The organism is Bradyrhizobium sp. CCGE-LA001 (genome assembly GCF_000296215.2).
Taxonomy (GTDB): domain Bacteria; phylum Pseudomonadota; class Alphaproteobacteria; order Rhizobiales; family Xanthobacteraceae; genus Bradyrhizobium.
Map to the genome: position 1 here is coordinate 644590 of NZ_CP013949.1, position 15142 is coordinate 659731.

12 protein-coding genes and 1 pseudogene are annotated in these 15142 nt (G+C 62.1%); 8 read left to right on the plus strand and 5 right to left on the minus strand.

Features of this window, described 5'->3' with window-relative positions; all coding sequences use genetic code 11:
* Nucleotides 1–21 precede the first annotated feature (21 nt).
* Nucleotides 22–1272 (minus strand): annotated as a pseudogene (ftsZ, locus tag BCCGELA001_RS03030) (cell division protein FtsZ); the annotation flags it as partial.
* A gap of 51 nt (nt 1273–1323) precedes the next feature.
* Nucleotides 1324–1836: a hypothetical protein gene (locus BCCGELA001_RS03035; protein WP_008542198.1), complete on the minus strand. Its 513-nt coding sequence runs from the start codon at nt 1834–1836 to the stop codon at nt 1324–1326.
* A gap of 412 nt (nt 1837–2248) precedes the next feature.
* Here BCCGELA001_RS03035 and BCCGELA001_RS03040 point away from each other — a divergent pair, with 412 nt between their 5' ends.
* Nucleotides 2249–3136, plus strand: coding sequence for a DNA-processing protein DprA (locus tag BCCGELA001_RS03040; RefSeq protein WP_060737457.1), 888 nt, complete (start codon nt 2249–2251; stop codon nt 3134–3136).
* Nucleotides 3137–3455: 319 nt separating this feature from the next.
* A complete protein-coding gene (locus BCCGELA001_RS35665; protein WP_144441111.1) occupies nt 3456–3788 on the plus strand; it encodes a hypothetical protein in 333 nt (110 codons plus the stop codon).
* 50 nt (nt 3789–3838) lie between these two features.
* Here the strand turns inward: BCCGELA001_RS35665 and BCCGELA001_RS35670 are convergent, their stop codons facing one another.
* From BCCGELA001_RS35670 to rpmB, 3 genes are all read right to left on the minus strand, one after another.
* Complete coding sequence (locus BCCGELA001_RS35670; protein ID WP_083543287.1) at nt 3839–5542, minus strand: adenylosuccinate synthetase; 1704 nt, start codon at nt 5540–5542, stop codon at nt 3839–3841.
* Between the two features lie 157 nt (nt 5543–5699).
* Nucleotides 5700–6425, minus strand: coding sequence for a hypothetical protein (locus BCCGELA001_RS03060; protein ID WP_008542214.1), 726 nt, complete (start codon nt 6423–6425; stop codon nt 5700–5702).
* Between the two features lie 209 nt (nt 6426–6634).
* A complete protein-coding gene (gene rpmB, locus BCCGELA001_RS03065; protein WP_060734595.1) occupies nt 6635–6946 on the minus strand; it encodes a 50S ribosomal protein L28 in 312 nt (103 codons plus the stop codon).
* 530 nt (nt 6947–7476) lie between these two features.
* On the opposite strand from rpmB, the gene BCCGELA001_RS03070 reads away from it, so the two are divergent.
* From BCCGELA001_RS03070 to BCCGELA001_RS36720, 6 genes are all read left to right on the plus strand, one after another.
* Nucleotides 7477–8337: a DUF3108 domain-containing protein gene (locus tag BCCGELA001_RS03070; protein ID WP_144441112.1), complete on the plus strand. Its 861-nt coding sequence runs from the start codon at nt 7477–7479 to the stop codon at nt 8335–8337.
* 679 nt (nt 8338–9016) lie between these two features.
* Nucleotides 9017–12475: a helicase-related protein gene (locus BCCGELA001_RS03075; protein ID WP_060734596.1), complete on the plus strand. Its 3459-nt coding sequence runs from the start codon at nt 9017–9019 to the stop codon at nt 12473–12475.
* Between the two features lie 114 nt (nt 12476–12589).
* Nucleotides 12590–12817: a S4 domain-containing protein gene (locus BCCGELA001_RS03080; RefSeq protein WP_008542245.1), complete on the plus strand. Its 228-nt coding sequence runs from the start codon at nt 12590–12592 to the stop codon at nt 12815–12817.
* 132 nt (nt 12818–12949) lie between these two features.
* Nucleotides 12950–13288: a ferredoxin FdxA gene (gene fdxA / locus BCCGELA001_RS03085; protein ID WP_008542246.1), complete on the plus strand. Its 339-nt coding sequence runs from the start codon at nt 12950–12952 to the stop codon at nt 13286–13288.
* A gap of 344 nt (nt 13289–13632) precedes the next feature.
* Entirely contained in the window at nt 13633–14442 is an 810-nt protein-coding gene (locus tag BCCGELA001_RS03090) for a CarD family transcriptional regulator (RefSeq protein WP_083543288.1), read from the plus strand.
* 360 nt (nt 14443–14802) lie between these two features.
* Nucleotides 14803–15045 carry a hypothetical protein gene (locus tag BCCGELA001_RS36720; RefSeq protein ID WP_144441114.1) on the plus strand — a complete coding sequence of 81 codons (243 nt, stop codon included), beginning with the start codon at nt 14803–14805 and terminating at the stop codon, nt 15043–15045.
* The last annotated feature ends 97 nt before the right edge of the window (nt 15046–15142 follow it).

The following is a 15142-nucleotide window of genomic DNA, read 5'->3' on the forward strand; positions in this document are numbered from 1 at the left end:
GAGACGGCTCGCGCCCGCTCAGCTCGCCGCGCGGCGCAGGAAGGCGGGGATATCGAGCAGGTCTTCGTCGGCCATATTGCGCGGAATCGCGCGGCCGTAGGCATCGAGCGGCCGATCGGCAACAGGCCGCGCATAGATCGGCCGTGCCGGTTCCCCTGCGGGCTGACCGGCCTCGGCGCGGAGCTGTGGGCTTTCCGCTTGCGCAAGGGGTGCACTGCGCTCGATGCGATCGGCGATGCGGCGACCGTCGTTGCGCAAGCGGCCGGCGAGCTGCGTCAGCGCGGTTTCCACCGGCTGCGCCTGGAGCGCCGGGTCGACATTGTCGATGCCGGTCGCCACCACGGAGACGCGGACGATGCCTTCGAGGCTTTCGTCGAAGGACGCGCCGACGATGATGTTGGCGTCCGGGTCGGCCTCGTCGCGAATCCGGGTTGCGGCTTCGTCGACCTCGTACAGCATGAGATCCCTGCCGCCGGTGATGGAGATGATGAGGCCGCTGGCGCGCTTGATCGAGGGGTTCTCGATCAGCGGATTGGAGATGGCGGCGACCGCGGCCGCGAGCACGCGCTTCTCGCCGGAGGCCTCGCCCCGTCCCATCATGGCCTTGCCCTTCTCCTTCATGACGGAGAGGACGTCGGCAAAATCGAGGTTGATCAGGCCTTCCTTGACGATGAGGTCGCTGATGCAGGCGACGCCCGAATACAGCACCTGGTCGGCGAGGGCGAAGGCATCCGCGAACGTGGTCTTCGCGCTGGCGACCCGGAACAGGTTCTGGTTCGGGATGATCAGGAGGGTGTCGACCGTCTTCAGCAATTCCTCGATGCCGGCTTCGGCAAAGCGCATGCGGCGCTGGCCCTCGAAGTAGAACGGCTTGGTGACCACGCCGATGGTGAGGATGCCGAGCTCGCGCGCGGCCCGGGCGACGACGGGGGCCGCCCCGGTGCCGGTGCCGCCGCCCATGCCTGCCGTCACGAACACCATGTGCGCGCCGGTCAATTGATCGCGGATCGTATCGATCGCCTCTTCGGCCGCGGCGCGTCCGAGTTCGGGTTGCGAGCCGGCGCCGAGGCCTGCGGTGACCTTGGTGCCGAGCTGGATCAGGCGCGTCGCCTTCGACATCGCCAGCGCCTGCGCGTCGGTGTTGGCGACGACGAACTCGACGCCTTGCAGCCCGGCCGTGATCATGTTGTTGACGGCGTTGCCGCCGGCGCCGCCGACGCCGAACACGACGATGCGGGCCTTCATTTCGTGGATATCGATATTGCCAGCCATGATTCCCTCGTGATTGCTCCGGCAAGCCGGGGATGGAGAAAGTCTCGCGTGCTATCTGCGGGCCGCGCGGTCTGATTGAACGATCGCCGCGGCCAGATGTCCCAAGCGAAGCGCGGCCTGTCCCACGATCCCGCCGCCGGGGCGGCGACCGCTGCGCAGAACCGCCACTTCGTCTTCCAGTCGTGTCGCCCAGGCATTGGCGGCCGTCGTCTCGGCGGCCGCCTGCGTCAGCTCGATGGCGAGGCGATCGGCGCGCTCCCGCTCGCGCTCGAACACCGCCCTGTAGGCAGTTGCGACCTCCTCGAGCCGCGCGATCTCCGCCTTGAAGACCTCGATCTTGACCGCCTCGATCCGTGCCAGGGAGGCATCGATCGGGTCTGTCCGGCGGGCGCGTCGCGGGCGGGGCGTGTAGCGGAGTGTGGTGAGATCGACGCTCACCACGGCCTTGCCGTCAGCCGACCGCGAGCGCGGCAACCGCCGACGCCGCGCCAGCGCCCGCGCGGCCTCGCGCGAGACATCGAGGCGGGCACCCAGATCGGCATACGTCAACAACTCAACGCACATCGGCGCTTCTCCTGGAGCGAACCGGGAAGGCATTTCGAGCTAATGATGGCTGGACGATTACCGCAGGCTAGGCTGCGTTGGTTAATGGACGGTTAACGGGGGAGCGGGGTGTTTACGCCTTGGCTCATTCGCGTTCGTTCGGCTGCAGTGCGGCCGTTGTACGTCCACCCTTGACTGTCGACGTGCGAACGAGCGCAACCCACTCGTCCGTAGCGATAAGAAGTGGCGTTCGGAAATTGGTCGGCGAAGACCACCCCAAGTGTAGGGGTATAGCCACCAAGTGCACACGAAATAGTGGATCGTTCATTTGGTTCAGGACTTGTCGTCCGAACTGTGAGATAGATGCTAAATAACGATTTGTTCTCATTTTGTTCCTATGATATTGAGCTGTGCAGAACAGGAACAAGCCTTGATGGAACTCGACCTCGGTTCGCCAGCTGATCGCAAGCTTGGCATCTCGCCCCAAAAAGAGATGGGAGCGTATGAAGCGCTGTGGGACGAAACAGGCGCGACGTTCAAAACTATATCGGAGAAGCTCAATAAGCGACCGAACACCGTCCCGTCAGACCTTGTCGAGCCGCAGCGGGTAGATCGATATGGCGAGGTTGTTCGTGATGCTCTCACGAAGGCGAAGATCCAGCACATAGGCGTTAGAGTTCTAGGCGCGGGGGAGTATCCCCTTGGATTGCATGATGCCGAGTACCCCGTCGCCGTCCTCTATTACCGGGGCTGGTGGGATCTTGTTAATTCCCGCTGCGTGGCTGTCGTCGGGACGCGCTCACCGAGTGAGGATGGTCTCAAGCGAACCCGCACGCTTGTCCGAAGCCTTGTGAAGGACGACTTCACGATCGTTTCTGGGCTTGCGAAGGGGGTTGATCGCGTGGCGCACGAAACTGCGATCGCCTCGCATGGTCGAACGATCGCTGTATTAGGAACGCCAATTAGCCAAGTGTACCCAGCCGAGAATCGTGAGTTGCAGGAGACGATTGCAAGAGACTTTCTGATAATATCGCAGGTGCCGATCAAGAGGTGGCAGAGCCAGGGGCCAAAGCAGAATCGTATTTTTTTTCCGGAACGAAACATAACGATGTCTGCTCTCACTGAGGCCACGATCATTGTAGAAGCGGGAGAGACCTCGGGAACGCTTGTGCAAGCGCGTCATGCGCTGAAGCAGAAGAGAAAGCTCTTTATTTTGGATAGCTGTTTCAACAAGCCGGGCATCACTTGGCCGCACCGGTTTGCCGAAGAAGGCGCCATCCGAGTGCGCAGTTATGACGACATCTCCGAGCACCTTTCCTAGCCGGCTTACTCAGATCGATGATTTGACCCGCCCAGATCACCACTATCTTGGTGCAGGGGATCAGTGTTTATTCCTCGGTGAATATACGGCTAGGAAGGGATTTAGCTTTAGCGCAACGAACCAAGTCATTCTCAATTTCAAGAAGTCAGTGGATCGTCGTGGGCGACCTGAGTGGCAGCACAAAGAACGCGCGATACGTGAAGTAGGGCAGGCGTTTGCAAATGCGATTGCTGCGCATTGATTAGCTAGTGTTACACTAGTGCCGATACCTCCCTCGAAGCAGAAGGGGGACCCGCTATATGACGACCGGATGCTGCGGATGCTGCAAGCGATCCCTGCAGCCCAGCCACTGGACATACGCGAACTCGTCACGCAGCGGCATACTATGGAGGCCGCACATGGCGCTGACGTTCGCCCTGGTCCCGATCAGATAGCTGAATGTTATCAGATTGATGAAAATCTATGTCGGTTGGTCCCGAAAGCTGTTGTCGTGTTTGACGACGTTATTACCACGGGCGCGCACTTTGTTGCCGCGCGGCGCGTTTTAGAAGCTCGCTTTCCGGACGTGCCGATCTTTGGCCTCTTCATTGCCAGGCGCGTTCCGGAAACAACCGATTTCAGTGTATTCCTCAAAAACATCAATACTGAGTGATGGAAGCCGATTAGACGCACCAAGGCCCCACGCGCGGCTCGTGCTCTCACTCAAATTTGGTCCTCCTTTTTCGCTGATAGCCGGAGGTGAGTTTGCCACGTGCGTCGATCAATGACGCTGCGAAGGTCTATCTTCTGTCCTTCCTCACGCGGAAATCGCGTATTGATCAACGATACGGGAGACTGAGAAACTTGTTCCAGTTCTTCGATGAACTTAATTGTGTCGATATGCAATTGTTCGAAGCGCCGCGCATCTCGATTCGTCGCATCGAGATAATCAGCGAACGTAAGCACTATGTCTGTTGGCGCATTGAGAACACAGGCATTGCGAAATTGATCCCATTCAAACCAGCCCACTCTTCGCGGACGTTTCGTCGTGGACGTAATCTCAAGCTTCGTGATGTCGCTAGGGTCGAGACCGGCGTGAAGCGCCACCTCAGAAAACGTGACTTCATGCTTGAGTGGACCCGAGGTCTCTTTGCCACCGGCCGGATTTCCGACGCGGATTGGGGTCGGGCGGACCACCATGAGAATGCGTCGAACGCGGGAAGGGGATATCCCGGCCTCAGCTAAGCATCCCGCCACATTCGTGTCTCGGGAGGTGACATATGGATACTGGCCGTGGAAAATACTCAAGCCGCTTCCCTGTGTGCCCTCCAAGAGAATCGATTGGCCGTCCCGGTATGCTCGTTCAAGGTGACCGACTATCGATCCGCGATATGGAGCTGTATCTCCAACATAGGGCTTAAGTTCTGGAACATCCCGAGCCAATCGGATTGCACCAGGTTTCCTGAGAAGAATTCGGCGCGCCGCCGCCGCACCACTACCCCTGCCAGTGGATGCGATATTCTTCTTTAGCTCTTCCTCCTGTGAGAAATCTTCATTCTCGATGATCATTGCTTGAGGATCGATAAATAGCCTTTCAGGAGTAACTCCGCAGTCTGCTATCTCAGTTAGCAGTGCGGGTACGAAAATGGTCATGCCGGGGCCGAGCAGCAGCTTGGCCTTTGCGTCCCGAGCGCCCGACGGCAATTGGTGATATGTATACACGCCGGATGAACTAGAAACTGTGTGACCCGCGTTTGGCCCTCCCACTCTAATCAGAATGTCGTACTCACTCGCCAAGTATGCGGCGATATGGCCCTTTCCTTCGCTGCCGTACATTCCTCCCACGATTACATCCACACATCGCACGTCCGGTCCGCTATACAAGCCGAGCCTCGCAGCGACGCGCACCAGCGTATCTGCGCTATCTGTTCGTGCAGTGTTGATACGCACGTCGGCATCGCGCTTGAATGCCTCTATATCGCTCTCGTTCTTGATCAGGTCTGCATCCGTGTAAGTCTGATCGGCTTCATCCGGGCGCTCGGCATTCTTTTTCTTGTAGCGTTGCTCTAGGACGCTCTTGGGCGCCCATAAGTGCGCATGAACTACGCGAAAACCGTGATGAGTGCGGAAATGCTGAAGTTGATCCCACGTACGTACATTGTCGACGACGACAGGCCGTTCAAATTCAAGTCTTGCCGTCTGTTCGATCATCTCGTCGAGAAGCCAGCGATGATTGGTGTCTCTATCGAGCTCGTCGCCTAAAGCTTGTAACGCCAATCGATCGACTTGCCGGCCTCGCTGCTTTGCGATGTTCTTGATGACGCTGCTCGTGCTGACCAGGTGGTAGTCAAACTCTCGACTCAAGCGGAAAGCCAATTCTGACTTGCCGGTGCAGATGTGTCCGCTGATCAGTACTACCTGACGCATTCGTCGCCCTCCAAAAATATGGGTGAGACTTGCCGCCTCATCTATTTGCTTAGATGTTTAGAGCCTCAATGTACTTTCGCTTGGAACGCCAAGTGGCGCCGCGCGATAAAACAGATCCAATAGTCTCATCGTCTTGCCTTCGTCGTCTTCGAAGGCGCTAACGTAATCGATCGAATTCAAGTCCGTTGCCGCGCCACTCCGGGTCTTGCATCGCCTGCGCGATGAAGTCGTCAACTGATTTGCCGTGAATTGCGCTCCGTGGGTATTCTCCGGGAGGAGCCGCTAACTCGGTCCTCCAGGGAGTTCGCAGCTCAGTGAGGACGGTACGAGCGATCCCTAGATCGTCGTCCGAGTAACAGAGGACAGTCATGTCATCCGGAAGTTTCAGGTCGCCGTGAATGAGGACTTCTATCATTGTGCCCAGTGGCAAGTGCTTTGCCAGCATGGACATTTTGTCCGCGTCGGTTCGGGCGATCGGGATTTGATGACCTAGATAGTAGCGCCCATTGGTTTTTGATTCGGGAACGCCTCGTTTTTTGCCGCGCTTGAGATATCTCGTCATGGCGACATTGAAACGGCAAAGGCTGAAGGGGCTTGCTTCTATTGCTGCAACTGGAACGCTCAGTGCGATGTGGGGAAAGCCAGCACCCAACTTGGCCTTCAAGATGCGAGGCTGCCGATCGAGGGTCATGTGTGCATACGACCCAAAACCCCGGGCGACGTCTTGGCCGCGCGACATGGATCGGAGGTGTGTCGACTTAAAGCCGGCAGCATCCAACGAGGGCTTGCTCAGAATCGATCGCGAGCGAGCAATGAATGGCAAATAGTGCAATGGCGCATAGTGCTGAACGAACTCAACGCCGCTAGCCGAAAGAGCTTTCATGGGAATGTCTTAAGTGTCTACAAGTTAAAGTAGCGATCGAAGCGCACCACACTATCTGGCAAGGTGTCAATATCTGGCGACCTACGAGCAACAGGATTGTCAAAAAACAAAAACGGCCGGATCTTCGATCCGGCCGCAATGCAAAAACTCTTACTCGGCTAAGCCTACGCCACGCGACGCAACTTAGCCCCCGCCCAATTCTTTAAATCTTAGCTCGCCTTCTTTTCCGGCGCGGTGGTCGGGCCGACCTTCTTCTGGATGGCGCGCTTCAGCTCGAGGGCGCGCGGCGACAGGGCGTCGGCGTTGGCCTTAAGCAGGTAGGCGTCCAGGCCGCCATTGTGGTCGACGCTCTTCACCGCGTTGGTGGAGACGCGCAGGCGCACGTTGCGCTCCAGGGCTTCCGACTGGAACGTCACGTTGACGAGGTTCGGCAGGAAGCGGCGCTTGGTCTTGATGTTGGAGTGGCTGACCTTGTGGCCGACGAGGGGGCCCTTGGCCGTCAGTTCGCAGCGGCGAGACATGGCAATATCCTTATCCTGAACCCCCAACGAGTTGCGGCCGCCATTCGGGGCGCCACGGGGGGCAAATTCTCTGTCCTTGCAGGGAGCGGGCGGACGTATAGGGGGGAAGGGGCGGGTAGTCAAGGATTTGGGGCGGCTGGGGCTGCTAGTTTCGCGCCACCCTCGGTGTCATCGCCCGGCTTGCCGCCTTCGCCGAGGCTTCGCGAGCCGAGCACCCCCGTGAGCCTCGGCGTAGCCTTGGCGAAGCCGGGACCGGGCGATCCAGTACGCCGAGACGGCTGTGGTTGACCAGAGCGGCCGCGGCGTACTGGATGCCCCGCCTTCGCGGGGCATGACAGTGGAATAGGGGGAGAGAGGGATACCTCTCCGATCACCAAAACGGCAATGATCGGAACGCCTTACCATCACATAAAGGGCGTAATCGCACCGGAAGAATCCGGTGGAGTTCCGAAGGCCGCGCGCCCGGACGCATTGCCAGCCGCTGGATTCGGCTTAAGTAACTGCCATTGGCGCCCCGATTGGAAAGTTTTGTGCCCATTCTTTTCCCTTCCTCGCCCCGGCGCTCGGCCAGCCAGCTGGCCTTCGCGGCCCTGTGCGGCCTCGCCTTGGCGTGGGGCGCGGCGCCGGCAGCGGCGCAAGGAAAGCTCGAGGCGCAATATGAGGCTTCGCTCGCCGGCATTCCCGTCGGCAAGGGCGCCTGGAATATCGACATCCAGGACGATGTGTTCGCGGCCGCGGCCTCCGGCGGCACCTCGGGGCTGCTGAAGTCGTTCACGGGCGGGTCCGGCACCGGCGCGAGCCAGGGGCGCGTCGTCAATGGCGCGCTGGTTGCAACCGGCTACCAGGCCTCCACCACCACGCAGAAGAAGACCGAAGAGATCCGCATCACGCTCGACAAGGGCAATGTGAAGGAATTCTCGATCCTGCCCGAGCCGCCGGTCGATCCCGATCGCATCGTCGTCACCGATGCGCATCGCCGCGGCGTGTGGGACCCCATGACGGCCTCGCTGCTGCGCGTGCCCGGCACCGGCGATCCTGTCTCGCCTGACGCCTGCCACAACTCCGCGCCCGTGTTCGACGGCCGCATGCGCTACGAGCTCAAGCTCGATTTCAAGCGCATGGAGAGCGTGAAGGCGGAGAAGGGCTATAAGGGCCCGGTCGTGGTCTGCTCGATCTATTTCGTGCCCGTCGCCGGCTACATCCCCGATCGCCCCGTGATCAAATACCTCGCCGCCCAGCGCAACATGGAGATCGCGTTCGCGCCGATCGCCGGCACGCGCATCCTGGTCCCGTTCTGGCTGAAAGTGCCGACCCCGCTCGGCCCCGCCATGCTGGAAGCCACCAGCTTCGTCACCTCCCCCCAGCCCCCGCGCGTCGCCAAGACGCAGTGATCTTACCCTCCCTGGAGGGTCCCTCGGTGAGGGTAAAAGACATCAAGCAAAATCAATGGGTTCCCTACTGTGCATGGGGTTGTTTTCGTACGTGTTGTCGGCTTTCGGCCCGTCATGGCCGGGCTTGTCCCGGCCATCCACGGTCTTCGTGCGACAAGCACGTGGATGCCCGGGCCAAGCCCGGGCATGACGGCTGAGCAAGCGGCCGGCTAGGAATCCATTTGACTCCTCCCCGATTCTGATTCGACTCCGCGCCGTCCCCAGCTTTAACGGATCGAGCCGCTTGTACGGCAGCCCAAACCTCCATCTAGTGCGCAACCAACACGAGTCCCGCGACATGTTGCGTGAACGGAACGGGATTCCGAGGGGAGTCAGCGATTCGGCCGCGATTCGTTCCGGAGTCGTTCCGAAGCTTAAGGCGAACGGGAAAAGCGTCGCAAAGTGAGACAGTTGCGCGAGGATTGGAGAGGGGTGCCACCTTCTCCGCCGTCATGCCCCGGCTTGACCGGGGCATCCAGTACGCCGCGGCTTCTCGGCTCAATCACTGCCGTCTCTGGAATACTGGATCGCCCGGTCGAGCCGGGCGATGACAGCGGTGCGCATGGGCGGCGCCGTGCACCCCATCGCCCCAAAACAGCACTGACATTCGCCCAAATCGCCACTACCTAATCCCCCAGACATGGCTTTCTCTCCCTCCCCCTTCGCTTCCGAGCGCGCCCTTCACGATCGAGTGCCTGGCGCCGGCGTCACTGCGGTGCTCGGGCCGACCAACACCGGCAAGACCCATCTCGCCATCGAGCGGATGCTCGCGCATCCCTCCGGCATGATCGGCCTGCCGCTGCGCCTGCTCGCGCGCGAGGTCTACAACAAGATCGCCGATCGCGCGGGCGCGGAGAGCGTCGCGCTCGTCACCGGCGAGGAGAAGATCAAGCCGAAGAATCCACGCTATTGGGTCTCGACCGTCGAGGCGATGCCTAGGGACCTCGACGTCTCCTTCCTCGCCGTCGATGAGGTCCAGATCGCCAGCGATCTCGAACGCGGTCACGTCTTCACCGACCGCATCCTCAATCGCCGCGGCCGCGACGAGACGCTGCTGCTCGGGGCCGCCACGATGCGCCCGATCATCGAGCGCCTCTTGCCGGGCGTGTCCATGATCACGCGGCCGCGCCTGTCGCAGCTGGAATTTGCCGGCGACCGCAAGATCACGCGCCAGCCGCGCCGCACCGCCATCGTCGCGTTCTCCGCCGACGAGGTCTACGCCATCGCCGAGTTGATCCGCCGCCAGCATGGCGGCGCCGCCGTGGTGCTGGGCTCGCTCAGCCCTCGCACACGCAATGCGCAGGTCGCGATGTTCCAGAACGGCGACGTCGATTATCTCGTCGCCACGGATGCCGTCGGCATGGGCCTCAATCTCGACGTCGATCACGTCGCCTTTGCCTCCGACCGCAAGTTCGACGGCTATCAGTTCCGCCGCCTCACCCCGTCCGAATTCGCGCAGATCGCCGGCCGCGCCGGCCGCGCCACGCGCAACGGCACCTTCGGCACCACCGGCCGCTGCGCGCCGTTCGAGCCCGAGCTCGTCAACGCGCTGCAGAACCACACCTTCGATCCCGTGAAGGTTTTGCAATGGCGCAACTCGAAGCTGGATTTCTCCTCGCTCGGCGCGCTCCAGGTCTCGCTGAACCTCGCCCCCGATCATGAGGCGCTGACGCGTGCGCCGATCGCCGAGGACATGCGCGTGCTGGATCACGCCGCCCGCGACGGCGAGGTGCGCGATATCGCGCATGGCAAAGAGGCGGTGGAGCGGCTGTGGGAGGCCTGCCAGGTCCCTGATTACCGGAAGCTGTCGCCGGCCGCCCATGCCGAGCTGGTCACGACGCTCTACGGCTTCCTGATGCGGAAGGGTTGCATCCCCGATTCCTGGTTCGAGGCCCAGATCACCCAGGCCGACCGCATCGACGGCGACATCGACACGCTGTCGGCCCGGATCGCGCAGATCCGCACCTGGACCTTCGTCGCCAACCGCCCGGACTGGCTGAAAGGCCCCGAACGCTGGCAGGGGATCGCGCGGGAGGTCGAAAATAAATTATCGGATGCGCTCCATGAACGCTTGACTGAGCGTTTCGTTGATCGCCGGACCAGTGTATTGATGCGCCGCCTGCGGGAGAACACGAGCTTGAATACTGAAATCGGCAAGACCGGCGAAGTCATCGTCGAAGGCCATGTCATCGGCCGCCTCGACGGCTTCACCTTTGCACCGGACACGGCGGAGGCCGGCTCCGATGCGAAAGCCTTGCAGGCTGCAGCGCAAGCGGTGCTCGCCGGCGAGATCAATGCGCGTGCCGAGAAGCTCGGCAATGCGCCGGACGAGCAGTTCGTGCTGACCTCGGAAGGCATCATCCGCTGGACCGGCGATGCCGTGGCGCGGCTGTCTGCCGCGGAGGAGGCGCTGCATCCGCGCATCCGCATCATCTCCGACGAGCGGCTGACCGGCGCCCCGCGCGACAAGGTGCAGGCGCGGCTCGAGCTCTGGCTCAAGACGCATATCGAGAAGCTGCTCGGGCCGATGTTCGAGCTCAGCAAGGCCGAGGATGTCACCGGCATCGCCCGCGGCATCGCCTATCAGCTGGTCGAGGCGCTCGGCGTGCTCGAACGCCCGAAGATCGCCAACGAGCTGAAGGATCTCGATCAACCCTCGCGCGCGGTGTTGCGCAAATATGGCGTCCGCTTCGGCGCCTATCACATCTATTTCCCTGGCCTCTTGAAGCCCGCCGCGCGTGCGCTGGCCGCGCTTCTGTGGGCCCTGAAGCAGGACAATGTCGATCTGTCCTCGCTCTCGGGCGCGCAGCATCTGGCCTCGTCGGGCCGCACCTCGTTCCCGGTCGACAAGGCCCTGCCGCGCGATGCCTATCGCGTGCTCGGCTACAAGCAGGCCGGCGAGCGCGCCGTGCGCGTCGACATTCTGGAGCGCCTGGCCGATCTGATCCGCCCGGCGCTGGCCTGGCGCGACAACTCGCCCGGCGAGAAGCCCGCCGGCGCATTCGACGGCCGCAGCTTCGTGGTGACGCAGGCGATGACCTCGCTCACCGGTTCTGCCGGCGAAGATTTCGCCTCCGTCCTGCGCGCGCTCGGGTATCGCATGGAGAAGCGTCCGCCGCTGCCGCCGAAGCCTGTCGTGGCCGAGCAGGTCGTGACTGAGACCGTCGCGGCAGAGACGCCGCCGGCCGAAGGCAGCGCGGAGGCGTCGAGCGAGACGTCAACCGAGACTGCGGCCGAGGCCGTTGCCGGCCTGCCGGACGAGGCAGCCACCGAGGCGGCCGCGGAAGCCGTCACCGTCGAAGACGCGCCCGGCATGGAGCCGCAGGACGAAGCCGCGCCCGCGGAGCCGGTAGTGGAGGTTTCGTCTGAAGCTCCGGTCACGCCCGAAGATGCTCCCGGCATCGCGCCGCCTGCCGAAGAGGCTGCTGCATCTGCTGAGCCTGCCAGCCTCGAAGCCGCTGCCGCCGAGACCGCGGCGGTGGAAGCCGCCGCATCGCCCGACGCGGCCGCGCCCGAGGCTGTGGCGACGGAGGCTGCGGCAACGCCGGCAGAGCCGGAGCTGGTCGAAGTCTGGCGCCCCGGCGGCCGCCACGAGGACCGCAAGCCGCGCCACGAGCGCCATCGCCACCAGCGTCATCACAACAATCAGCGTCAGCAGGCCGGAGCAGAAGCCGGTGCTGCGGCGAGCGCCGCGCCCGGCGAAGCCGCAGATGGCGAGAAGCGCGGAGAGCGCCATCGTCATGGCGGTCATCGCAAAGACTTCCGTAAAGGCCGCGAAGGCGGCAGCGAAAGCGCACCGCGTCCCGAAGGCCGCGACGACAGGAATCGCCGGTTCGAAGGCAAGGACCGCGACAAGGACCGCGATCGCAACCGCGACAACAAGGGCAAGTTCGGCGGCGATCGCGACAAGGGTCGCGAGCACCGCGGTGGCCGCGACCGCGACAAGGGCCGTGATCGTCGCGATCGCGAGTCCGGACCCTCGCTGCGTCCCTACGCCTCGAGCGCGAACCCGCGCGAGCGCGATCGTCCCGCCGATCCGAACTCGCCCTTCGCCAAGCTCGCCGCGCTGAAGGAGCAGCTCTCGGGGCGGAAGGAGTAACATAGCGTTTTCAAGCGAAGTGCGGAGCGGTTCGCGTGAAGAAAACGCGTCAAAAGGAATAAGGCGACGACCGAGCGGCAGCGCATCGACAAATGGCTGTGGCACGCGCGGGTCGTGAAGGCGCGGACCTCCGCGGCCGAGCTCGTCGTCACCGGCCATGTCCGCGTCAACGGCGTGCGCGAGACCTCGCCGGGACATGCGATCAAGCTTGGCGACGTCCTCACCGTTGCGCTCGATCGCACCGTGCGCGTCTTGAAGGTCACCGCCTTCATCGAGCGCCGCGGCGATGCCGCCTCGGCGCGCGTGCTCTATGAAGAGCTCGGAGATGCAAACCGCAATTAATTGCGCGTCGCATTCATTTCTTGGCCGCTCAAACGCGCACAAGTGTCATGATCGGGCCTTCCCGACCTTGCGGCGCCGGGCCATCCGCGCTACGCAAGCCGCGACTTTTAAAAGAGCTTTTCGGAGCGTTGGATGACTTACGTCGTCACTGAAAACTGCATCAAGTGCAAGTACACCGACTGCGTCGAGGTCTGCCCGGTCGACTGCTTCTACGAGGGTGACAACATGCTCGTCATCCACCCCGACGAGTGCATCGATTGCGGCGTGTGCGAGCCGGAATGCCCCGCCGACGCCATCAAGCCGGACACGGAACCGGGCCTGGAGAAGTGGCTCGGGGTCAACGCCGACTACGCCAAGAGCTGGCCGAACATCACCCAGAAGAAAGAATCACCTGCCGACGCCAAGGAATTCGACGGCATGGAAGGCAAGTTCGAGAAATATTTTTCTCCGAACCCCGGCTCCGGAGACTGATACAGGCCCAAACTTAACCCTAATAGCGTCGCTTCTGCCGAAAACCAGCCCTCAAGACCCCTAAATCATTGATTTTTGCGGGAAATGTGCTATATTAGGCACATTAAGCCGAACCCCGTCAGCCCCGTAGGCCCCTCTGGGTTCCCGTGAAACCAAATGTCGAACAGGGGCGTGGCAGTTTCCGCGCGCAGGCTGTGTCACAGAAAACGCGTAAAAAGAGTACTTCAGCGAGGGCTTCCCATAAGGAGGCCAAAAAAGTCGCCGCGGCCAGCCGTAGCGCATCCAAGGGTCGGACCGCGACGAAGGCGCCGGCTGCAAAGTCCTCGAAGAACAAAAGAAGCGCAATGCCTAACAAGTCTGCCAAACCGGCCGCGAAAGCGACCGTTGCCAAGCCTGCTGCTGCCAAGGCCGCTCCTGCGAAGGCTCACGCTGCCAAGCCCGCCGCGCCGAAGGCTCCCGTTGCTGCTGCGCCTGCCAAGGCTCCCGTCGCTGCCAAGCCGGCCGCCAAGCCCGCTGCTGCGCCGAAGGTCGAGGAAAAGAAGGTCGTGACCCAGCGTCAGGGCTTCAAGGCCAACGAATTCGTCGTCTATCCCGCTCACGGCGTCGGCCAGATCCTGGCCATCGAGGAGCAGGAGATCGCCGGTGCCAAGCTCGAGCTGTTCGTCATCAACTTCATCAAGGACAAGATGACGCTGCGCGTTCCGACCGCCAAGGTCGCCAATGTCGGCATGCGCAAGCTGTCCGATCCGGCGCTGGTCAAGAAGGCGCTGGAGACGCTCAAGGGCCGCGCCCGCGTCAAGCGCACCATGTGGTCGCGCCGCGCCCAGGAATACGAAGCGAAGATCAATTCGGGCGACATCGTCGCGATCGCGGAAGTCGTGCGCGACCTCTACCGCTCGGAGTCGCAGCCGGAGCAGTCCTACAGCGAGCGTCAGCTCTATGAAGCGGCGCTCGACCGCCTGTCCCGCGAGATCGCAGTGGTGCAGCACTCGACTGAGACCGAAGCGGTCAAGGAGATCGAGGCCCAGCTCGCCAAGAGCCCGCGCCGCAACGCCAAGGCGGAAGCCGCCGAGGGCGAGGGCGACGCGGATGCCGAGGGCGATGCTGACGATAGCGATGGCGACGACACCACCGTCGCCGACGAGGCCGCGTAAGCGTCCGCGCGTCGATCGCAAGAGATCAAAAGCCCGGCCGTTCGGCCGGGCTTTTTGTTCGATGGACGCCGTTTCGCAATGTCGGCGAAAGCGGAGCCTAATGCCTCCCTCTTCGTCTCCGTCGGAAAAGCAGAAGGGCTGCTCTCACCTGGTTCGCATTCGAGCTGAAGCCCATCGCACCAGATATCGTAATGCCATAGCTCGCGTGCGGGCCAACTCCGCTGTTCGCTGAGGTCGAGCAGCATTTCACTTTGTAGTGACGCAAGAAGCTGTGATTACGGTGATCGCTTAGGTTGTGCTATGGCCTGTAACGCTACAGGGGCCAAACCTAGTGGGGGCAAAACCTAGGAGGAGCTACCCATGACAGGAAAACTGCTCGTTGCTCTCGCGATCGTGACTCTCTCGGCTTCTGCCGCCTCGGCAGCGCATCACCGTCATCACCACGCACTGAACCCAACCGCTGCTACTCCTGCATCTCCGTCTCCAATGGGATGGACGGGACCGACCAGTAGCGATCACGCCATGTACCTGCAGAATCTCCACGACTCCGGCTACAATCCGAAGAACGACCGCGACGCCGCCGGAAACATGGCGGCGCAATAGCGGAGCCATTGCCGATCGCCGTCATGTTGGCGATGTCGTCTGCCGACGCTCGGACAGCGAGCGCGGAAGCGTAGGCCGTAGTTCGAATCCTTCGGGA